This window comes from Providencia alcalifaciens (genome assembly GCF_915403165.1).
Classification (GTDB): Bacteria; Pseudomonadota; Gammaproteobacteria; order Enterobacterales; family Enterobacteriaceae; genus Providencia; species Providencia alcalifaciens_C.
Genome location: NZ_OU659204.1, coordinates 995,785 through 1,017,198, shown reverse-complemented (window position 1 = coordinate 1,017,198; position 21,414 = coordinate 995,785). Strand labels below are relative to the sequence as shown.

The 21,414-nt window shown below is 42.4% G+C and carries 17 protein-coding genes, 2 tRNA genes, 1 rRNA gene and 1 other annotated feature; of the genes, 5 read left to right on the top strand and 15 right to left on the bottom strand.

Features of this window, described 5'->3' with window-relative positions; translation table 11 throughout:
- Positions 1-265: 265 nt before the first annotated feature.
- The 6 genes from LDO73_RS04500 to rluD form a co-directional block, all read right to left on the bottom strand.
- Positions 266-341: transfer RNA gene (locus LDO73_RS04500), tRNA-Ala, on the bottom strand.
- 133 nt (positions 342-474) lie between these two features.
- Positions 475-551 (bottom strand) — tRNA-Ile (locus LDO73_RS04495).
- A gap of 65 nt (positions 552-616) precedes the next feature.
- Positions 617-2,157 (bottom strand): 16S ribosomal RNA (locus LDO73_RS04490).
- Positions 2,158-2,701: 544 nt separating this feature from the next.
- Positions 2,702-5,275: an ATP-dependent chaperone ClpB gene (gene clpB / locus LDO73_RS04485; protein WP_224060383.1), complete on the bottom strand. Its 2,574-nt coding sequence runs from the start codon at positions 5,273-5,275 to the stop codon at positions 2,702-2,704.
- Between the two features lie 125 nt (positions 5,276-5,400).
- Positions 5,401-6,135: a purine nucleoside phosphorylase YfiH gene (gene yfiH / locus LDO73_RS04480; RefSeq protein WP_224060382.1), complete on the bottom strand. Its 735-nt coding sequence runs from the start codon at positions 6,133-6,135 to the stop codon at positions 5,401-5,403.
- Entirely contained in the window at positions 6,135-7,112 is a 978-nt protein-coding gene (gene rluD, locus LDO73_RS04475; protein ID WP_224060381.1) for a 23S rRNA pseudouridine(1911/1915/1917) synthase RluD, read from the bottom strand. The genes yfiH and rluD overlap by 1 nt, the downstream gene beginning before the upstream one ends.
- A gap of 137 nt (positions 7,113-7,249) precedes the next feature.
- Here rluD and bamD point away from each other — a divergent pair, with 137 nt between their 5' ends.
- The 3 genes from bamD (at position 7,250) to pheA (ending at position 10,180) form a co-directional block, all read left to right on the top strand.
- Positions 7,250-7,978, top strand: a complete 729-nt coding sequence (bamD, locus tag LDO73_RS04470) for an outer membrane protein assembly factor BamD (RefSeq protein ID WP_224060380.1) — start codon at positions 7,250-7,252, stop codon at positions 7,976-7,978.
- A 384-nt stretch (positions 7,979-8,362) separates the two neighbouring features.
- Positions 8,363-8,692 (top strand): ribosome-associated translation inhibitor RaiA, encoded by a 330-nt coding sequence (raiA, locus tag LDO73_RS04465; RefSeq protein WP_036949847.1) that lies wholly within the window; start codon positions 8,363-8,365, stop codon positions 8,690-8,692.
- Between the two features lie 170 nt (positions 8,693-8,862).
- Positions 8,863-8,981: a sequence feature (Phe leader region), on the top strand.
- Between the two features lie 26 nt (positions 8,982-9,007).
- A complete protein-coding gene (gene pheA / locus LDO73_RS04460; protein WP_224060379.1) occupies positions 9,008-10,180 on the top strand; it encodes a bifunctional chorismate mutase/prephenate dehydratase in 1,173 nt (390 codons plus the stop codon).
- A gap of 75 nt (positions 10,181-10,255) precedes the next feature.
- Here pheA and LDO73_RS04455 read toward each other — a convergent pair whose 3' ends face one another.
- From LDO73_RS04455 to ffh, 8 genes are all read right to left on the bottom strand, one after another.
- The gene (locus tag LDO73_RS04455) at positions 10,256-11,812 is read right to left on the bottom strand and encodes a methyl-accepting chemotaxis protein (RefSeq protein WP_224060378.1); all 1,557 of its coding nucleotides are present in this window, start codon (positions 11,810-11,812) and stop codon (positions 10,256-10,258) included.
- Between the two features lie 293 nt (positions 11,813-12,105).
- On the bottom strand, positions 12,106-13,227 hold the full coding sequence (gene tyrA / locus LDO73_RS04450) for a bifunctional chorismate mutase/prephenate dehydrogenase (protein WP_224060377.1): 1,122 nt from the start codon (positions 13,225-13,227) through the stop codon (positions 12,106-12,108).
- Between the two features lie 13 nt (positions 13,228-13,240).
- On the bottom strand, positions 13,241-14,335 hold the full coding sequence (locus LDO73_RS04445; RefSeq protein ID WP_282560820.1) for a 3-deoxy-7-phosphoheptulonate synthase: 1,095 nt from the start codon (positions 14,333-14,335) through the stop codon (positions 13,241-13,243).
- A 443-nt stretch (positions 14,336-14,778) separates the two neighbouring features.
- Entirely contained in the window at positions 14,779-15,132 is a 354-nt protein-coding gene (rplS, locus tag LDO73_RS04440; RefSeq protein ID WP_006660909.1) for a 50S ribosomal protein L19, read from the bottom strand.
- A gap of 41 nt (positions 15,133-15,173) precedes the next feature.
- Positions 15,174-15,938: a tRNA (guanosine(37)-N1)-methyltransferase TrmD gene (gene trmD / locus LDO73_RS04435; RefSeq protein WP_036949832.1), complete on the bottom strand. Its 765-nt coding sequence runs from the start codon at positions 15,936-15,938 to the stop codon at positions 15,174-15,176.
- 37 nt (positions 15,939-15,975) lie between these two features.
- Complete coding sequence (gene rimM, locus LDO73_RS04430; protein ID WP_224060375.1) at positions 15,976-16,524, bottom strand: ribosome maturation factor RimM; 549 nt, start codon at positions 16,522-16,524, stop codon at positions 15,976-15,978.
- Positions 16,525-16,542: 18 nt separating this feature from the next.
- Entirely contained in the window at positions 16,543-16,791 is a 249-nt protein-coding gene (rpsP, locus tag LDO73_RS04425; RefSeq protein WP_036949828.1) for a 30S ribosomal protein S16, read from the bottom strand.
- A 137-nt stretch (positions 16,792-16,928) separates the two neighbouring features.
- A complete protein-coding gene (gene ffh, locus LDO73_RS04420) occupies positions 16,929-18,290 on the bottom strand; it encodes a signal recognition particle protein (RefSeq protein ID WP_224060374.1) in 1,362 nt (453 codons plus the stop codon).
- A 282-nt stretch (positions 18,291-18,572) separates the two neighbouring features.
- On the opposite strand from ffh, the gene LDO73_RS04415 reads away from it, so the two are divergent.
- Together LDO73_RS04415 and LDO73_RS04410 are read left to right on the top strand one after the other, a co-directional pair.
- The gene (locus LDO73_RS04415) at positions 18,573-19,364 is read left to right on the top strand and encodes a cytochrome C assembly family protein (RefSeq protein ID WP_224060372.1); all 792 of its coding nucleotides are present in this window, start codon (positions 18,573-18,575) and stop codon (positions 19,362-19,364) included.
- A 45-nt stretch (positions 19,365-19,409) separates the two neighbouring features.
- The gene (locus LDO73_RS04410; protein ID WP_224060371.1) at positions 19,410-20,696 is read left to right on the top strand and encodes a CNNM domain-containing protein; all 1,287 of its coding nucleotides are present in this window, start codon (positions 19,410-19,412) and stop codon (positions 20,694-20,696) included.
- Positions 20,697-20,780: 84 nt separating this feature from the next.
- Here LDO73_RS04410 and luxS read toward each other — a convergent pair whose 3' ends face one another.
- A complete protein-coding gene (gene luxS / locus LDO73_RS04405; RefSeq protein ID WP_224060370.1) occupies positions 20,781-21,296 on the bottom strand; it encodes an S-ribosylhomocysteine lyase in 516 nt (171 codons plus the stop codon).
- Positions 21,297-21,414 lie beyond the last annotated feature (118 nt).

Sequence of the window (21,414 nt, the reverse complement as noted above, 5' to 3'; positions counted from 1 at the left end):
TTGGGCAGTGCTCGCTATGCTCACGTACTTATGTACGTTGCGCTAGCTGTGCGCTGTCCGCCTTGAATTGCTGATTGCTCGCTCATGCCACTTGCGGTTCGTTTTGATGAAACCTTCAAGTTGAGATTTTTGAGAGACTCTCACATTGTTTAAGCGATAAACAATGTGCGTTGTTTTCAATTTTCAGCTTGTTCCAGATTGTTAAAGAGCATAATTATTCGCAATAGACTATTTCTAATCTATTCTGAATAATCAGAAAAATTTATGGTGGAGCTAAGCGGGATCGAACCGCTGACCTCCTGCGTGCAAGGCAGGCGCTCTCCCAGCTGAGCTATAGCCCCATAAAGGTATTTCCAGTATCGATTCTCTCACTAAGAAAGAATTTTGAGTTAAATTGAATTTAGGCAAGGCATAACTTGGCGACGTTTACATTTGGTAAACGAGCTGAGTTATAACGAAGCATCAATTCGATTTTGGTAGGCCTGAGTGGACTTGAACCACCGACCTCACCCTTATCAGGGGTGCGCTCTAACCACCTGAGCTACAAGCCTATCGATACCGTTACTCTATTTCATCAGACAATCTGTGTGAGCACTTCACAAAAACACTTCAATGGTAAGGAGGTGATCCAACCGCAGGTTCCCCTACGGTTACCTTGTTACGACTTCACCCCAGTCATGAATCACAAAGTGGTAAGCGCCCTCCCGAAGGTTAAGCTACCTACTTCTTTTGCAACCCACTCCCATGGTGTGACGGGCGGTGTGTACAAGGCCCGGGAACGTATTCACCGTAGCATTCTGATCTACGATTACTAGCGATTCCGACTTCATGGAGTCGAGTTGCAGACTCCAATCCGGACTACGACGTACTTTATGAGTTCCGCTTGCTCTCGCGAGGTCGCTTCTCTTTGTATACGCCATTGTAGCACGTGTGTAGCCCTACTCGTAAGGGCCATGATGACTTGACGTCATCCCCACCTTCCTCCGGTTTATCACCGGCAGTCTCCTTTGAGTTCCCACCATTACGTGCTGGCAACAAAGGATAAGGGTTGCGCTCGTTGCGGGACTTAACCCAACATTTCACAACACGAGCTGACGACAGCCATGCAGCACCTGTCTCAGAGTTCCCGAAGGCACTAAAGCATCTCTGCTAAATTCTCTGGATGTCAAGAGTAGGTAAGGTTCTTCGCGTTGCATCGAATTAAACCACATGCTCCACCGCTTGTGCGGGCCCCCGTCAATTCATTTGAGTTTTAACCTTGCGGCCGTACTCCCCAGGCGGTCGATTTAACGCGTTAGCTCCGGAAGCCACTCCTCAAGGGAACAACCTCCAAATCGACATCGTTTACAGCGTGGACTACCAGGGTATCTAATCCTGTTTGCTCCCCACGCTTTCGCACCTGAGCGTCAGTCTTTGTCCAGGGGGCCGCCTTCGCCACCGGTATTCCTCCACATCTCTACGCATTTCACCGCTACACATGGAATTCTACCCCCCTCTACAAGACTCTAGCTGACCAGTTTTAGATGCCATTCCCAGGTTAAGCCCGGGGATTTCACATCTAACTTAATCAACCGCCTGCGTGCGCTTTACGCCCAGTAATTCCGATTAACGCTTGCACCCTCCGTATTACCGCGGCTGCTGGCACGGAGTTAGCCGGTGCTTCTTCTGTTGGTAACGTCAATCGTTGATGATATTAGCATCAACGCCTTCCTCCCAACTGAAAGTACTTTACAACCCTAAGGCCTTCTTCATACACGCGGCATGGCTGCATCAGGCTTGCGCCCATTGTGCAATATTCCCCACTGCTGCCTCCCGTAGGAGTCTGGGCCGTGTCTCAGTCCCAGTGTGGCTGATCATCCTCTCAGACCAGCTAGGGATCGTCGCCTTGGTGAGCCATTACCTCACCAACTAGCTAATCCCATATGGGTTCATCCGATAGCGCAAGGACCGAAGTTCCCCTGCTTTGCTCCTGAGAGATTATGCGGTATTAGCTACCGTTTCCAGTAGTTATCCCCCTCTATCGGGCAGATCCCCATACATTACTCACCCGTCCGCCGCTCGTCAGCGAGAAGCAAGCTTCCCCTGTTACCGCTCGACTTGCATGTGTTAGGCCTGCCGCCAGCGTTCAATCTGAGCCATGATCAAACTCTTCAATTAAAAAGCTTGATGCTCAAAGAATGTTACTGTCGTTTGATTTCCGAAGAAACCAAATTACCTATTAGTTCATATATATGAATTAACGTGTTAGTCACTCTTCAAGACTTAAAATCAAATATTTTTTTGATAGTGTCCTGTGAGTGCCCACACAGATTGTCTGATAAATTGTTAAAGAGCGTTGCGACATTTCTTTAGAAATTCGACTCAGTTTTTATCAACTTAGGTCGCTGTCGCGAGGTGACGTATAATACGTTTTCCTCAGTGAGAGTCAAGTATTTTTTTACTTAATCTTTTCAGATTCTCTCGCTGCCGGTTCAGTGTCCATCGCGCTTTGCGTTGGCTTGTTCCCGGTCAGTGGATGCGCATTATAGGGAGTCAGAAAAATCTGGCAAGTGTTTTTTGCAAAATAATTTCCAACTGATTATCCTTTATACTTCAAGTGTATTTTTTCAACAAAAAATGCCATTTTTGGCAAGATATACATGAAAGAGGCGACCATACGGTCGCCTTTTTACTTACATTTCGATAATAACCTAGCGCTTACTTACTGCTTCGCTACGATTTCATCGTTTTCAACATCCAGAGTAATTGGTTTACCTGGAATTAACCTACCTGACAGAATTTCTTGTGCCAGTGGGTTTTCAATCTCTTGCTGAATTGCACGTTTCAACGGGCGAGCACCAAAGATTGGATCGAAACCAGCTTCACCAATTTTCTCTAATGCAGCCGCCGTTGCAGTGACTTCATAACCATGTTCTTCCAAACGTTTATATAAACGAGCCAACTGAATATTCGCAATATTCGTAATTTGCTCTTTACCTAATGGATGGAATACCACTACTTCATCAATACGGTTAATAAATTCAGGTCTGAAGTTATGAGCGACAACTTCCATCACCATATCTTTCATTTCTGAATAATCAATCATACCAAATCGTTCTTGGATAAGATCGGAACCTAAGTTTGAAGTCATAATGATCACGGTATTACGGAAATCTACCGTTCTACCTTGTCCATCAGTTAAACGACCGTCATCTAATACTTGCAGTAAGATGTTAAATACATCTGGGTGCGCTTTTTCAACTTCGTCCAGCAAAATAACTGAATATGGACGGCGTCTTACTGCTTCAGTTAAATATCCACCTTCTTCATAACCCACATATCCAGGAGGTGCACCAACTAAACGAGATACAGAGTGTTTCTCCATAAACTCGGACATATCGATACGAACCATGGCGTCGTCACTATCAAACATAAAGTTTGCCAGTGCCTTACATAATTCAGTTTTACCTACCCCTGTAGGGCCTAAGAACATAAACGAACCAATTGGACGGTTAGGATCCGATAATCCTGCACGACTACGACGAATAGCATTCGACACGGCCACAACCGCTTCATCTTGACCAATCACACGTTGGTGCAGCTGTTGTTCCATCCGTAACAGTTTTTCTCTTTCGCTTTCCAGCATTCTTGATACTGGAATACCTGTCCAACGAGCCAAGATTTCTGCGATTTCGACGTCAGTAACTTTATTACGTAAAAGCTTCATGCTTTTACCTTCTGCTTTCGTCGCCGCTTCTAACTGTTTTTCTAATTCAGGAATACGTCCATACTGCAACTCAGACATTTTTGCTAAATCACCATTACGACGCGCTTTTTCCATCTCTATACGCGTATTTTCTAACTCAGCTTTAATGTGTTGAGTACCCGTTAATGATGCTTTTTCTGCTTTCCACTCTTCTTCTAATGCAGAATATTCACGCTCTTTTTCCGCCAGCTCTTCTTCTAACATTTCCAGACGTTTTTTACTGGCATCATCAGACTCTTTCTTCAGTGCCTGTTGTTCCAGTTTTAATTGGATAATACGTCTTTCCAGTCTATCTAAAGATTCTGGTTTTGAATCCATCTGCATACGTAAGCTGGCACCCGCTTCATCGATTAAGTCGATAGCTTTGTCTGGCAGCATACGGTCAGTAATGTAACGGTGCGATAACGTCGCTGCCGCCACAATAGCTGGGTCAGTAATTTGCACATGATGGTGCAATTCATAACGTTCTTTCAAACCACGCAAAATAGCGATGGTGTCTTCTACTGATGGTTCTGCAACATATACTTTTTGGAAACGACGCTCTAACGCAGGATCCTTCTCTATATATTGACGATATTCATCAAGGGTTGTTGCCCCCACGCAATGCAGTTCACCACGAGCTAGTGCAGGTTTTAACATGTTACCGGCATCCATCGCGCCGTCAGCTTTGCCTGCACCAACCATAGTATGCAATTCATCGATAAATAGAATGACATTACCTTCTTGTTTAGCAAGGTCATTCAGAACACCTTTCAAACGCTCTTCAAATTCACCACGATATTTCGCCCCTGCAATCAGTGCGCCCATATCCAGTGATAAAACACGTTTATTTTTCAATCCTTCAGGGACTTCACCATTGACGATACGCTGTGCTAGCCCTTCAACAATCGCCGTTTTACCTACACCAGGTTCACCAATTAATACTGGGTTATTTTTAGTACGACGTTGTAATACTTGGATGGTACGACGAATTTCTTCATCACGACCAATCACAGGGTCTAATTTCCCTTGTTCTGCACGTTCGGTTAAATCAACGGTAAATTTTTTCAAAGCTTGGCGCTGGTCTTCAGCGCTTTGGTCATTCACTTTTTCGCCACCACGCATCTGTTCTATTGCCTTTTTCAAATTGTCTTTATTAACACCCGCTGCTTTTAACATATCAGCGAGGGTTGTATTGGCTTCTAAAGCAGCGAGCAGAAATAATTCAGAGGAGATAAAGTCATCCCCATTTTTCTGAGCAAGCTGGTCACATAAGTTCAAATGACGCATTAAGTCACTTGATGGTTGTACATCCCCAGCGACACCTTGCACTTGAGGGAGTCTAGCCAATGCATCTTCAATTTTGTTTTCGAACGCAACTGCGTTCACGCCGAGCGTCGTCAATAATGGACGCACAGTGCCACTTTCTTGATTAAACAAAGCACTGAGTAAATGAATTGGTTCAATAAACTGATTTTCGCGCCCAAGGGCTAATGACTGGGCGTCAGCGAGAGCTTGCTGGAATTTATTAGTTAAACGATCCAGACGCATAACACCTCCAATAGAATATGATTAAATTTGCTACTGGAGATAAGATGCGGTCTGTTTTTAAATATTCAAGTTTTAGGCGGGATTATTTTTTCAATATTTGTTAATTTGGAACATTATTCCACTAACTAGTTATTTATCCATATAAGGGATGCCATTCTTCCCGTTTGCCCTTCACGTCGGTAGGAAAAAAATCTGTTTTCATCACTTACTGTGCAAAATTCACCGCCATAAATGGCTGAAACCCCCGCGGCTTGTAGCTTTTTACGCGCGAGTAAATAGATGTTTGCCAGAAATTTGTCATTGTGAGGAGTAAACGCATCCGTAAGATCGGTAGATTGACGTGTAAATGCTTGTTTAACCTCTACGCCGACTTCAAATTTTTCAGGACCAATAGCTGGCCCCATCCACGCCATAATGTCACTCGGTTGTGCATTAAATGCCGCTAGCGTATTTTCCAATACGCCATTGCAGAGACCTCGCCATCCAGCATGAGCCGCTGCCACTTCTTTACCATCGCGGCTGTAAAACAATACTGGCAAGCAATCCGCCGTCATAATGGCACATACTTGACCAACTTGATTGGTATACACCGCATCCGCTTGGCGATTTTTAATCTCGCTTCCCGTTAAATGCAGAACATGAGTACCATGTACTTGCTCAAGCCACACGGGTTGCTGTGGCAATTGAGCAAGCTTTTCAAGACGATGACGATTTTCACTGACTGCCTCAGGCAAATCCTCAACATGGTCACCTAAATTTAGGCTATCAAAAGGCGGAAGGCTCACTCCACCAGCACGAGTTGTACTGCATGTTGAAATATTTTTAGGCTGCGGCCAGTCAGGGAAAATCAACGTATTCATTACCAGTCCATATCGTCTTTATGAAGTTCAGAGTCGGCTTTCAGTGCTTCAATCAATTTCACCATATCATCAGGTAATGGTGCATGCCATTCCATTTGAATTCCGGTAATTGGGTGATAAAGACGCAGCATTGTTGCGTGCAGTGCTTGTCTATCAAAACCTCGCATCACTTCAAGGAACGCTTCCGTTGCTCCTTTGAGTGGGCGTGGTCGGCCACCGTATAATGGATCCCCAATTAATGGGTGGTTGATATGCGCCATATGAACACGGATTTGATGTGTTCTTCCGGTTTCTAAGCGTAGACGTAAACGCGTATGGGCACGGAAATGTTCCATTACTCGATAGTGAGTCACTGCAGGCTTGCCCATTGGATGAACTGCCATGTGCGTTCTTTTGGTTGGATGGCGAGAAATTGGTTCTTCAACCATACCACCAGCGGTCATACGACCTACGGCTACCGCTTCATATTCACGCGTAATTTCACGACGTTGCAACGCATCCACTAAGTGAGTTTGTGCAGGAACTGTTTTAGCGACAACCATCAACCCGGTTGTGTCTTTGTCTAAACGGTGAACAATACCCGCTCTTGGTACATCAGCGATTTCAGGATAACGATACAATAATGCGTTTAAAATGGTTCCGTCCGGGTTACCTGCGCCCGGATGAACAACTAAACCACGCGGTTTATTAATAATTAGGATATCTTCATCTTCATAAACAACGTCAAGTGGAATATCTTGAGGTTCCCAACGGGTATCTTCTTCAATTAAGGCATCGATGGAAATTTGTTCACCACCTAAAACTTTTTCTTTTGCCTTATTGATAACTTTGCCGTTAACCTGCACTCTATCGTCTAAAATCCATTCTTTTATTCGGGAACGTGAATAATCGGGGAACAATTCAGCCAAAGCTTGATCTAAACGTTGACCAAGCTGTGATTCAGCGATAGTTGCACTTAATTGTACTTGTTGAGCCATAAATTAATCTACTTTTTGGTGTTTGTGTTTTGACGGCGCTGCCGTTTCATTTAAAATGTATGCTATTGTAACTCGAATTTTGCCGGGAGCCTTACGGATAGGCTCCCTCGATACAGTCAGAGGATAACCAACACGTGATGATACGTATGAAATATCTGGTGGCAGCTGCCACGTTGAGCCTGGCTCTTGCCGGATGCTCCAGCAATAACGAAGTCAGCCCCGATAGTTCCCCAGCTGAGATTTATAGTACAGGTCAGCAAAAATTACAGGACGGTAACTATAACGCGGCAATTAAACAGTTTGAAGCGTTGGATAACCGCTACCCGTTTGGTCCATATGCGCAGCAAGTACAGTTAGACCTGATTTACGCCTATTATAAATCAGCTGAGCTACCAATGGCGATAGCTTCGATTGACCGTTTCATGCGTTTAAACCCAACTCATCCAAATATTGACTACGTACTTTACATGCGTGGCTTAACGGCAATGGCGTTAGATGACAGCATGTTACAAGGTTTCTTTGGTATCGACCGCTCTGACAGAGACCCACAGCACGCACTGGTTGCTTTCAAAGACTTGAGCCAATTAGTTCGTTACTATCCGAACAGCGCATATTCCAACGATGCAAGTAAACGATTAGTTTACTTAAAAGATCGTTTGGCAAAATTTGATCTCTCCGTCGTTGAATATTACAACAAACGAGGGGCCTATGTCGCGGTTGTTAATCGTGTCCAACAAATGTTAAGAGATTATCCCGATACCGAAGCTACGCGCCAAGCGTTGGCATATATGGAAATCGCCTATAAAGAGATGGGCTTAGACAAAGAAGCAAATAAAGTCGGCAGCATTATTGCAGCAAACCAATAAATTGCATTTTAACGCTATCGATTAAAGTAAGAACGGCAGCTTAGGCTGCTGTTTTTTTTTGATAATACTAATCATGATTTGAAATGCTGTGGGTTTGAAGACTAAAGCGAGTGATAGATCATTTTGAATTTTTTCTTTTAAAATTCATAGCCTAAAATTTTACCCAAAAAAAGTACCGGCTATTTACCGTGTCGATAGCCAACTTTCTCAGTCTCCCTCAATATAGTTATTTTGGCAATCCTTTTACCTGCCTTTTTTAGCCAAAATCACACTTCAGGTGGGTCCCCCCTCCTCCATAATTTAAGTGTGATCTAGGTCATTTTTTTATTCCTAGATATCGGTATTCTGAATTCATCAAAGACGGAAACAATGAGAGGTAACTATATGATAGTTAACATTACTAGCAAACAAATGGACATCACACCTGCAATTCGTGAACACATTGAAAGCCGTCTAGCAAAACTCGATAAATGGCAAGTTTCCTTGATTAGCCCCCATGTGGTGCTATCGAAAGAGCCTCAAGGTTTTATGGTTGATGCCAACATAAAAACCGCTACCGGACAGTTGGTAGCAAGTGCTAAGCATGAAGATATGTACGTTGCAATAAATGACCTTATCAACAAACTCGAAAGACAGTTAAACAAAGTGCAACATAAAGGAGAATCAAGAAGGGCAACTAATAGTGTAAAAGAAGCGAATCTAGAAACGTTGTAATCAGTTGCGTTTAAGTAGTTACGTTATATTTTTATATTATCAATCCACTTATCTTGAAACCTTCCAAACGCGCTCATCATGGGCGCGTTTTTTGTATTTATACGCCTTTTTTATTGACTTCTCATTAGCTATCGGGTCTATTTAATACAGGTCTAATAATAGGTGTTGAGTATGAATTTCAATTTTGTCTTTTTTTTCTTCTTTTTTAGCTACTCTTAATTAAGGGGCTTTGTCGTTCGAGAAAAAGAAGACAAGATTAGAAAGCCCCCGGTTAGGGGGCTTTTTTTATATCACGATATTTACAGGGCGAGCAGAATGAAAAACAGCACTAATCTATTGAAAGTAAGAGAAAAGATAAGTCAATTGGATAGCGAATTATTGAATCTTTTAGCACAGCGTCGAGGCTATGCAATTGAAGTTGCTGAAACCAAAATTGATGATAACCGCCCAATCCGTGACAAAGAGCGCGAGCGCCAATTACTCGATGTATTAATTAATAAAGGCACGCCTCTCGGTCTTGATGGTTTTTATATTACACGCTTGTTTCAGATGATCATTGAGGATTCTGTTCTGACTCAACAAGCTATCTTGCAAAAACATTTAAACCTAACACCAAGCGATACTGCAAGATTTGCATTTTTAGGGCCGAAAGGTTCTTATTCCCATGTTGCCGCTCGCCAATATTCAGCTCGTCATTTTGACCAACTTGTTGAATGCAGCTGCCATAAATTCCAAGATATCTTTTCACTCGTTGAAAGTGGTCAAGCAGATTACGGTATTTTACCTATCGAGAATACCAGCTCAGGAGCAATTAATGATGTTTACGATTTACTGCAAAATACATCATTATCTATTGTCGGTGAAATTCGTTTGCCGATTAACCACTGCTTGTTGACCATGCCAGGTAGTGAATTAAGCAAGATTGATACGGTTTATAGCCACCCTCAGCCCTTCCAGCAATGTAGCCAATATTTATCTCAATTCCCTCATTGGAAAATTGAATATTGCGACAGTACATCTACAGCAATGCAAAAAGTGGCAGAACATAATTCCCCGAATGTAGCTGCATTAGGTAGTGAAGCCGGCGGTGCATTGTATGGTTTAAATGTGCTAGAGCATAACTTAGCGAATCAGCAAATTAATATGACTCGCTTTATTGTTGTGGCTCCACGCGCGATTGAAGTGACTGAACAAGTTCCAGCGAAAACGACGTTATTGATCACTACAGGTCAACAAGCGGGTGCATTAGTAGATGCTCTAATTATCTTAAAAAATAATAAGATAGTGATGAGTAAATTAGAATCCCGCCCAATTAATGGCAAGCCGTGGGAAGAGATGTTTTATGTAGATGTTCACGCTAATTTGCGTTCAGATAATATGCAACAAGCACTGAAAGAGTTAGCGGAGATCACCCGGTCAATTAAAATTCTTGGCTGCTACCCATCAGAAAATATCGTTCCTGTAGAACCAGAAAAGGTGGCTCCATAACTTTCTTTTCATGATAAAAAATAACACAGGTAATTAGCCTGTGTTATTTCCGACTCAATAAACTGATTTAATCAATTACAACTTTTGTACTACCGCACTCAATTTAAAGTAACTGACCAACTGTTGTAGATGGTAGGCTTGTTCATTAAGCGAATCAGCGGCCACTACCGATTCCTCAACTAGTCCCGCATTTTGTTGTGTTGTTAAATCCAATTGCCCCACGGCGCTGTTAATTTGCGAAATACCATCGCTCTGCTCCCTACTCGCTTGACCGATTTCACGCAGTAGCGCATTCATCTCATCAACACTCGCGACCATACCGTGGATCTGCTGGCTAGCTTGTTCAACTAATTCCATCCCCTCTTGAGTTTGTGAAGAGGAGTTTTCGATTAATGAACGAATATCACTGGCTGATGCGGCACTTTTTTGTGCCAGTAATCTCACTTCACCCGCCACGACCGCAAACCCACGACCATGCTCTCCTGCTCTCGCGGCTTCAACAGATGCATTTAACGCTAATATGTTGGTTTGAAAAGCAATAGAGTCAATGAGGTTGATAATGTCCGTCATTTTTTGAGACGAACCATTAATTGCACGCATTTTATCGGTTAGCTGAATCATCATCTGGCCATTATTTTTCACTGTTACCGCTGTATTGTCGGCTAACATTGTCGCTTCATGGGTATGTTCAGTGGTGTTCTGTACCGTTGATGTAATTTGTTCCATCGAACTCGCCGTTTGCTCAACAGAAGCCGCTTGCTCTTCCGTTCTAGCGGCTAAGTTCTGATTTCCCGCGACAATTTGCCCTGCTGCCGCAGAAATACTCTCAGATCCATTTTGAACTTCTTGGACAATCTCAAGTAGATGACCTTTCATTTCACTGAGCGACTCAAGTAAGATCCCGGTTTCATCTTTAGATTGTGCTTGAATATTTTGGGTTAAATCACCACTCGCAATCGATTTAGCAAAATCAACTGCTTGCTCTAAAGGTTTAGTAATAATACGTGTGATGTACCACCCCATAACGCAACCCGCAACAATGCTAATGATGGATAAAAATGCTAATAAAACACGATTCGCTTTATAGTCATCTTCCACCTGATAACCCGTTTCTTGCATTAACATATTTTGGATAGCAATCAGGTTTTGGACTTGTTCACGATATTCCCGCTGAATTGCTGATGTTTTTGTCATCATCATTTCAATCGCAGCTTGGCGGTTGCCCTGATTCATAAACGCCATCATCTGTTGCTGAGCACTAATAAACTTAGCTCTCACCTCTTGGATATTATCAAGCACTTCACGAGAACGGCTATCGGTTATACCTCGGTCCAACTCATCCAGAAGGTCAGAAATATTTTGGCTAATTTTAACCAGCTCTTCCTTGCGTTTATCACTCCCTCGGTCATCCAATAAAATCAATTCTTGAATACCAATATAAGAATAAAAGTTATCCATCACCGAGTTTGCATTAGCGGTTATTGGGTAACTTTTAAAAATAACGTTCTGAATGCTTTCATTTGCACGATTCATATTCACTAATGAAAACAGAGAACTTAAAACAATTAGCGTGATGAAAACGCCAAACGCGATAGTTAATTTCAAACTAATTTTGAGGTGCTTAAAAGACATAGGTTTACCACACTTATCATCATTTAATGATTAGTGTTATCGGTCGATGATGAGGGATCTTTATTAGATAAATCGCTTAATTTATAAATATCGACATTATAAATTGATTAATTTCTAATTAATTAGTAGATAAAACTACTCAAGAAAGAAGTTGAGCCATAAATTTAGGATAAACTACAGAAATAAGTACAATTACTTATTTATTATAAAAATTAATAATGGAAATGCATTTAGCACTTTTAGCATAAAGATAGCCATTACTTTATAGATTTATAAAATAATGGCTAAAAAGACTATTTACGGTTATCATTCGCCCGTTGCAATAGAGACTGGCTTTCTTTCATGAAATGATGAGCATCTTCACCAAACCACTGGCTAACTTGCTCGAATTGTCGAATAAATTCGGCTTTATCTTTACGCTCCAGCATTTCAATGGATTGCCCCAAAAGCTGGTAATAACGGCGGATCAATTCAACATTTTCGTCCGAAGACATAATGATATCTGCATATAATTGTGGATCTTGTGCAAACAAGCGTCCTACCATTGCCAATTCAAGACGATAAATCGGGGAAGAGAGATCCAACAACTGCTGTAGATCAACCTGCTCTTTCGCTAAATTTTGCCCATAAGTAAACGTCGTAAAATGGCGTAACGCCTGAATAAAGCTCATATTACGATCGTGTTCTTCAGGCTTAATTGCTTTCAAGCGCGCGCCCCAAACTTGTAGCTGCTCTAGCAGCCACTGGTAAGACTCTGCCTTTCGCCCATCACAGAATGCAAAAACTTGCTTGGCAACGCTGCCAATATCAGGACCAAACATCGGATGTAATCCTAATACTGGACCTTGATGCACCGACAGCATGGCCTCGAGAGGCTTTTGCTTCACAGAAGCAATATCCACTAAAATTGTTTCTGGATCTAAAGTGGGTAAACGTTTAATAACATCAACAGTAATGTGAATAGGCACACTGACCATCACAACGCTCGCACCAGAGACTATTGACGCCGCATTATCCCAATCCTGCTCACCCAGCAATTTAACTTGATAACCAGATAGGGAGAGTAGACGATGAAATAACCGCCCCATTTTCCCATTCCCACCGACGATCACGATCGGACCGGCGGTAGGATTCAGTGTTTTAAATCCTTTATCATTTTCGCGGGCATAAGATTCACGCATAACTCGCCGAAGAATATCTTCAATTAGATCAGGCGGAATTCCCATTCGCTCCGCTTCTGCTCGGCGAGCAGCCAACATGCTAGATTCACGCTCAGGCACATAAATAGGTAATCCGTGTTGGCTTTTGACTTCACCGACTTCTGCCACTAGCTGAAGTCGTTTGGCTAACAAATCTAATAATGACTTATCAACTTCATCAATCTGTTCCCGTAAATGGGATAATTCAGCAGACATACCAATCCCTTGCTCAGCTCACTTTGCTTAATTTCTGCCCGCGTTGCTCAAGCATTGGTGATAATGCTTGGTGTAAATTACGCAACACAGACTCAGTTTCTTCCCAGTTAATGCATGCATCTGTCACCGAGACTCCGTACTTCATATTTTCACGAGGCTGTTCTGATGACTGATTGCCTTCATTAATATGGCTTTCAAGCATAATACCTGTAATTGATTCATTACCATTAACAATTTGCTCGATAATTGAATCAACCACCAGTGGCTGACGACGAAAATCTTTATTTGAGTTACCGTGGCTGCAATCCACCATTAATGATGGTTCTAGCCCTGCTTTTTTCATTTCAACTTCACAAGCTGCAATACTTTGCTCATCATAGTTTGGCGTTTTACCGCCGCGTAAGATTACATGACCATTTTTATTACCGCTGGTGTGCAGCAAGCAAACCTGACCTGATTGGTTGATTCCCATAAAGCGGTGTGGCATTGCAGCAGCTTTTAACGCATTGATGGCAGTAGATAAACTTCCATCTGTGCCGTTTTTAAAACCGACTGGCATTGATAAGCCGGATGCCATTTCACGGTGAGTTTGGGATTCCGTAGTTCTCGCTCCGATTGCTGACCAACTGAATAAATCACCTAAGTATTGTGGATTATTAGGATCTAACGCTTCTGTCGCCAGTGGTAATCCCATATTCACTAAGTTAGTCAATAAATCACGAGCAATGTGCAGCCCTTTTTCCATTTCAAAGCTGCCATCCATGAATGGATCGCTAATTAAGCCTTTCCAACCCACGGTTGTACGTGGTTTTTCAAAGTACACGCGCATCACAATATATAAGCTATCACTTAACTCAGCGGCAATTTTCTGTAAACGCTCACCGTATTCGATGGCAGCATCTACATCATGGATTGAACAAGGACCACATACCACGAGTAAGCGCGGGTCACGCTGATGAATAATATCAGCAATCACTTTACGCGATGTCGCAATGGCATGCAGGTTGCTGTTACTCAATGGGTATTTTTGTTTCAGACTTTCAGGGGTGATAAGAACCTGCTCGTCTTGAATATTCACGTTATTGAGTACATCTTTTTGCATGATCATTTGATTACCTATTTAGCTTATTATTTATTAGTGATGTTATTTATCGATCTTGTGTTTGGTGCGTGAGAGATAACATATCATGCATCGTAAAGATTTCAATCCAAAACTGTAAAATAATTCAATTAGATGTACATAAAAAATTACATTATTTTATATTATTGAATTTTAATTATATTAATGAACAACCAGAGAGAAATTTCATATTGAAAAGCAAAACATGAATAAAAAAGTAAAGATAAGTTTACAATTAGTGATTTTTTGGATGGTATATTCGAAATAGTTCGAGTTGTCGCTAGGCGGCAAGAGAATGAGTCGCTAGGAGCATACATAAGTATGTGACTAGTGCGAATGAACGTAGCCAACACCGCGAGAACTTGAAATATAAAGAATAAAAAAGGCCCGCAGATGCGGGCCCTTTAACTTTCGGATGTAGCGAAAGCGTATTACTTGGCGTTCAGACGCTCTTTGATACGAGCTGCCTTACCAGAACGCTCACGCAGGTAGTACAGTTTAGCTCTGCGAACAGCACCACGGCGTTTAACAGCAATGCTATCTACGACTGGGGAGTGAGTTTGGAATACACGCTCAACACCTTCGCCGTTAGAAATTTTACGAACAGTGAATGCAGAATGCAGACCGCGGTTACGAATAGCAATAACCACGCCCTCAAATGCCTGCAGACGTTTTTTAGAGCCTTCTACGACCCATACCTTAACTTCCACGGAGTCACCCGGACGGAATGAAGGTACGTCCTGCTTCATCTGCTCTTGTTCAAGTTGTTTAATAATGTTGCTCATAATAACTCTCTTACCCTAGGTAAACTGATATGTTTAGACAATTAATTGTCTGGATTCACTGGTTGCTCAGCCTGAAATTCCCGTTGGAACTCAGCTAGCAACATCCTCTGCTCGTCAGTCAGAGCTAGGCTTTCTAGAAGCTCAGGTCTTCTAAGCCAGGTACGACCGAGTGACTGCTTCATGCGCCAGCTATCGATCTTGGCATGGTTTCCTGAAAGTAGTATGTCAGGAACTTGCATGCCGTCTAACACCTCTGGTCGGGTATAGTGAGGACAATCTAACAAGCCATCCGCAAAAGAATCTTCTTGAGCTGAAGCTTGATGACCTAGTACTCCAGGAATAAACCGAGAGACTGAGTCTATCAACACCATAGCAGGGAGCTCCCCACCACTGAGAACGTAATCACCGATTGACCATTCTTCATCAATTTCGGTTTGAATGATCCGCTCATCAATACCTTCATAACGACCACAAACAAGAATTATCTTCTCATTTGTTGCCAGCTCGCAAACTCCGTCTTGACCGAGTTTGCGACCTTGAGGTGATAGATAAATCACTTTTGCACCATCACCGGCCTCAGCTTTTGCTGCGTGGATTGCATCTTTTAACGGTTGCACCATCATCAGCATGCCAGGACCACCACCATAGGGGCGATCATCAACAGTTTTGTGTCTATCGTGAGTAAAATCTCGCGGATTCCAACACTCAACCGTTAGCAGGCTATTTTTCACTGCCCGACCAGTTACCCCGTACTCGGTTATTGCGCGGAACATTTCGGGAAACAGGCTAATTACCCCAATCCACATGATTTATCCCACTCATAAAAACCGGTAAACCGGAGATTTAAAAACCAGGATCCCACTCCACTTCAATAATTTTGGCGGAGAGATCGACTTTCTTGATAACCTGCCCATCAAGAAACGGAACCAACCGCTCCTTGATGCCAAATGCATCTTTTAAATTTGCCTTGAGTACTAGAACATCATTCGAACCAGTTTCCATCATATCAATGACAGTACCAAGGTCGTAGCCCTCAGACGTCACTACATGGCAACCCATAAGGTCTTTCCAGTAGTATTCGTCGTTGTCCAAATCAGGAAGTTGGGTTGAATCAACCACAATTTCAAAATTGGTTAATAGAGCAGCTGCATCGCGGTCTTCGACCCCTTTGAGCTTGACGATGATATCTTTGTTATGATGTTTCCAATCTTCTATTTCAATATGTTGCCATTGACCAGAGCGTTGGATAAACCAAGGTTGGTAATCAAAAATACTTTCAGCATGTTCGGTGGAGGAAAAAACTTTGAGCCAACCACGAATACCGTACGCCGCGCCTAATTTGCCCAATACAATTGGGTTTGCAGGAGGCAGTAGTTTAGTTTGCTTGCTCATTGTTACCACCGTGACAGATTAAGCTACTTTCTTAGCTTGTTTGACCAGTTGTGCAACACGGTCAGAAACAGTTGCGCCTAAGCCAACCCAATGCTCAATACGGTCCAGGTCTAAACGCAGTTCTTCTGCTTGACCTGCAGCGATCGGGTTGAAGAAACCGATACGCTCAATGAAACGACCGTCACGCGCATTGCGGCTATCGGTTACAACGATTTGGTAGAACGGACGTTTTTTAGCGCCGCCACGAGATAAACGAATTGTTACCATAACATCCTCATTAGTTAACAAAACAACCAGACTCCATCGAGGGATAGAGTCCGGCTGTCATATAAAAAGCCCGAAAAGTTTACTCATTTTGACGCAAAAATCAATCAAAAGTACACTTTTGTTTCAGGCTTTATTGCTTAACGCCCCGGGAAACCCGGAGGCATCATACCCTTCATGCCGCGCATCATCTTGGCGAGACCGCCTTTTTTCATCTTTTTCATCATGCGCTGCATATCATCAAACTGTTTTAAGAGTTTATTAACCTCTTGTACTGTGGTTCCAGAACCCGCAGCAATACGACGTTTACGCGATCCTTTGATAATCTCTGGTTTTTCGCGCTCTTTACGCGTCATGGACTGGATCATCGCTTCCATACGGATGGTAATTTTGTCATCCATTTGGGATTTAACCGCATCCGGTAACTGGGACATACCTGGCATCTTACTCAGCATGCTAGTCATTCCGCCCATATTACGCATCTGTTTTAGCTGGTTTAAGAAGTCATTGAAATCAAAGGTATCCCCTGTTTTCAGCTTTTTCGCTAACTTCTCTGCTTCATCACGGTCAACTTTGTGTTCAATCTCTTCAATCAGAGATAACACATCCCCCATACCTAAAATACGTGAAGCCACGCGCTCAGGATGGAATGGCTCAAGGGCGTCAGTTTTTTCACCAACCCCTAAGAATTTGATTGGCTTACCTGTAATAGAGCGGATAGATAATGCAGCACCACCACGCGCATCACCGTCAACCTTGGTCAAGACAATCCCGGTTAATGGTAATGCTTCATTAAAGGCTTTCGCTGTGTTTGCCGCATCTTGCCCCGTCATGGCATCGACCACAAACAAGGTTTCAACTGGATTGATAATACGATGAACTTCTTGGATCTCTTCCATCATCGCTTCATCAACGTGTAAGCGGCCGGCGGTATCCACTAACAATACATCGTAGAATTGTAATTGTGCGTGTTTTAAAGCTTTTTGAACAATTGCCGCTGGCTTTTCTTGCACTTCAGATGGGAAGAAATCAACGCCAACCGCCTGTGCTAAGGTTTCTAACTGTTTGATCGCCGCAGGGCGATAAACGTCGGCAGAAACGACTAAGACTTTTTTCTTTTGCTTTTCTTTTAACAGCTTACCCAGTTTTGCAACGCTGGTTGTTTTACCCGCACCTTGCAAACCTGCCATCAACACAACAGCCGGTGGCTGAGCAGATAAATTCAGCTGGTGATTTTCTTCACCCATTGCGCGGGTCAGTTCATTTTGAACAATTTTAATGAACTCTTGACCCGGTGTTAGGCTTTTATTAACGTCTTGACCAACAGCGCTTTCTTTGACTTTTTGAATAAATTCACGGACGACTGGCAAAGCAACATCAGCTTCCAGTAACGCCATGCGAACTTCGCGTAATGTATCTTTAATATTGTCATCAGTCAGACGTCCACGCCCGCTGATATTGCGCAAAGTGCGCGATAGTCTGTCAGTTAAATTATCAAACATGTGTCTTAGCTCAATTCTGTTATGGGCCTATATGTAGCCTTATTTGGTTACTCGCGCGCTGTATTTCAAGGGCAAACTAAGATAGCCACGGCACAATTCAACGCTGTGTTGGTCGCCGATTGTATCACACTTGATGGGGTTTCGCTGCTTCGTTTAGTTAGCCTAAATAAGCGATTAGTAAAGAATATACAGCGATACATCATACCAATAGTTGGAGCCTACACTTGCACGGGTTATACTAGTTAATTACTATCCACTTAAAATGAATAACGACACTATACTATGCCCGTATTTGCAGTCATAGCAGTTTGTACATACATGGTCAGTCTGCTGCTGATCGTTCCCGGACAAGTGCGCAAGCAAGCTCTTTATCGTCGATTGGCTATTTTATTAGCTATCGTGGCGATGGTTACTCACGCAATCACTTTGAAATTACAAATTTTTAGTGAAGCCAGCGGGCAAAATCTCACCCTCTTAAATTTAGGTTCCTCTGTCAGTCTCTTAATGTGTTTAATTATGACGGTGGTTTCTTATTTAGGGCGTGCGTGGTACTTAACCCCTATTGTGTATAGTTTCGCGATTATTAACCTGACTTTATCTACGATTATGCCTGGTGAGTTTATTACTCATTTAGAGGCAAGCACTCCATTATTTGTCCATATTGGCTTAGCATTATTAAGCTATGCTACGTTGCTTATCGCGGCATTATATGCGTTTCAAGTCGCCATTATTGACTACCAACTTAAAAACAAAATTCTGAAATTTAGCCCTGATATGCCGCCAATGATGGTCATTGAGCGCAAAATGTTTCACGTCACTCAGGTTGGTGTCATTCTCTTGACCTTAACGCTGTGTACGGGCTTCATTTATATGGATAACATCTTTGATAAAGAAAATATCCACAAATCCGTACTCTCCGTCATTGCTTGGTTTGTTTACGTTATTTTGCTGTGGGGACATTTTCATGGTGGATGGCGAGGCAAACGCGTCCTCTTTTTCCATGTGGGCGGTTCACTTATCCTTACCTTAGCGTTTTTTGGTAATCGATTAATTCAGCAATTAACCATGGTGTAACGCCATTTTAGTCTTAAACGACCGTTATCAATAAGGAACCTTGTTTTGGATGAAGTATCTACTGGTACTCTAATCATCATACTGATTGTTTTAATTTTTTTATCCGCTTATTTTTCAGCGTCAGAAACCAGTATGATGACGTTGAACCGTTATCGGTTAAAACATTTAGCGAAACAAGGTAATCGCTCCGCTATCCGCGTTGAAAAACTACTGCGCCATCCCGACCGCTTACTAGGTTTAGTATTGATTGGTAACAACCTAATCAATATTGTTGCCTCTGCTCTCGCGACCATTATTGGAATACGCTTATATGGCAATATGGGTGTCGCCATTGCAACTGGTGTGCTCACATTTGTTATTTTGTTATTTGCAGAAGTGATGCCAAAAACCATCGCGGCACTGTACCCAGAGCGTATTGCCTTCCCTAGTAGCTTTATTCTTACGCCACTGCAAAAAATCATGTTACCTGTCGTGTGGGCGTTTAATACTATTTCCGCCCTTTTTATGCGCTGCTGTGGGATAAAAGTCTCAAACACTCGTAATGATGCAGTCAACAAAGAAGAGTTACGCACCATTGTTCATGAGTCCAAAAACAAGCTAAGCCGCCGTAATCAAGATATGCTGATTTCGATTCTTGATTTAGACAAAGTCACCGTTGGCGATATTATGCTGCCACGTAATGAAATTGTGGGGATCGATATTAATGATGATTGGAAGTCGATTGTTAGGCAGCTCACCCACTCCCCTCATGGACGTATTGTCCTGTATCGTGATTCTCTGGATGATTTGATTGGTATTTTGCGTGTGCGAGAAGCTTATCGATTGATGGTAGAAAAACGCGAGTTTAACAAACAGAATTTAATCAAAGCCGCCGATAGTATCTATTTCATTCCCAATAGTACGCCACTCAACGTTCAGTTAGTTAATTTCCAGCATAAAAAAGAGAAGCTTGGCATCATCGTTGATGAATATGGCGAGATCCAAGGTTTGATCACTGTGGAAGATATTTTAGAAGAAATTGTCGGTGACTTCACAACGTCAATGTCGCCTTCTCTGGCTGAAGAAGTCATGCCTCAGAGCGACGGTAGCGTCCTTGTGGATGGAACAGCAAACATTCGTGACCTAAATAAAGCATTTGATTGGAACCTCCCTATTGATGGTCCTAGAACCGTTAATGGGATGGTTTTAGAGGTATTAGGTGATATTCCACAGCCTGAAGAACAAATTGTTATTGGTCACTATGTTATCGAAGTTTTAGTGATCAACGATAATATTATCAAGCAGGTAAAAATCACCCCACTCGGTTTTGACTCACAAGTTCCTGAGTTTTAATTATTCATTTCAAAGAAAAAAGCCTTAAAAACCTGATCAATTGATCTGTGATTTTAAGGCTTTTTAGTCTGTTTTTTTCAACAACTAAACGTGAAGCTGGGCAAGCTTTTCTTCAGGCAATGCAAGTTCATCGTTTTTATTAACGAGAATATCCTTCGCAAGCACACTTCGAGCAATTTGCTGGGCTTCTTCAAGAGAGTGCATCATGTAAGTACCGCATTGGTACACATTAAGCTCTGGGATCTTATTTTGGTCTTGCACATGCAGCACATCCTGCATAGCGGCCTTCCAGGATTTTGCAACACGTTGTTCATCCGGTTGACCAATCAAGCTCATATAGAAGCCTGTACGGCATCCCATTGGCGAAATGTCGATAATTTCAACACCGTTACCATTAAGATGATCTCGCATGAAGCCAGCAAAAAGGTGCTCTAGGGTATGTGTTCCTTTTTCTGTCATTGCTTCTTTATTTGGAACTGTAAAGCGTAAATCGAATACGGTGATAGTGTCCCCATGAGGCGTTGTCATCGTTTTCGCTACACGAACAGCAGGAGCAGCCATACGCGTATGATCCACAGTAAAACTGTCTAATAACGGCATTTCATGACCTCCATAAAAATAAAAAAAATAATTTTGAAAAAAATGAAACTAATCCAAAAATGCAGAGTCTTAATATATGAAAGACGCGCAAATTGTTATCATCCCTAATTCTTTAAAA

Excerpts from the sequence above, each read along its gene's own strand:
- yfiH (WP_224060382.1), bottom strand. The coding sequence starts at position 6,135 with ATGAATACGTTGATTTTCCCTGACTGGCCGCAGCCTAAAAATATTTCA.
- luxS (WP_224060370.1), bottom strand. The coding sequence starts at position 21,296 with ATGCCGTTATTAGACAGTTTTACTGTGGATCATACGCGTATGGCTGCT.
- LDO73_RS04445 (WP_282560820.1), bottom strand. The coding sequence starts at position 14,335 with ATGATCATGCAAAAAGATGTACTCAATAACGTGAATATTCAAGACGAG.
- LDO73_RS04415 (WP_224060372.1), top strand. The coding sequence starts at position 18,573 with ATGCCCGTATTTGCAGTCATAGCAGTTTGTACATACATGGTCAGTCTG.
- rluD (WP_224060381.1), bottom strand. The coding sequence starts at position 7,112 with ATGGCTCAACAAGTACAATTAAGTGCAACTATCGCTGAATCACAGCTT.
- ffh (WP_224060374.1), bottom strand. The coding sequence starts at position 18,290 with ATGTTTGATAATTTAACTGACAGACTATCGCGCACTTTGCGCAATATC.
- clpB (WP_224060383.1), bottom strand. The coding sequence starts at position 5,275 with ATGCGTCTGGATCGTTTAACTAATAAATTCCAGCAAGCTCTCGCTGAC.
- tyrA (WP_224060377.1), bottom strand. The coding sequence starts at position 13,227 with ATGTCTGCTGAATTATCCCATTTACGGGAACAGATTGATGAAGTTGAT.
- rpsP (WP_036949828.1), bottom strand. The coding sequence starts at position 16,791 with ATGGTAACAATTCGTTTATCTCGTGGCGGCGCTAAAAAACGTCCGTTC.
- rimM (WP_224060375.1), bottom strand. The coding sequence starts at position 16,524 with ATGAGCAAGCAAACTAAACTACTGCCTCCTGCAAACCCAATTGTATTG.
- rplS (WP_006660909.1), bottom strand. The coding sequence starts at position 15,132 with ATGAGCAACATTATTAAACAACTTGAACAAGAGCAGATGAAGCAGGAC.
- trmD (WP_036949832.1), bottom strand. The coding sequence starts at position 15,938 with ATGTGGATTGGGGTAATTAGCCTGTTTCCCGAAATGTTCCGCGCAATA.
- pheA (WP_224060379.1), top strand. The coding sequence starts at position 9,008 with ATGAAAAACAGCACTAATCTATTGAAAGTAAGAGAAAAGATAAGTCAA.
- raiA (WP_036949847.1), top strand. The coding sequence starts at position 8,363 with ATGATAGTTAACATTACTAGCAAACAAATGGACATCACACCTGCAATT.
- LDO73_RS04455 (WP_224060378.1), bottom strand. The coding sequence starts at position 11,812 with ATGTCTTTTAAGCACCTCAAAATTAGTTTGAAATTAACTATCGCGTTT.
- bamD (WP_224060380.1), top strand. The coding sequence starts at position 7,250 with ATGATACGTATGAAATATCTGGTGGCAGCTGCCACGTTGAGCCTGGCT.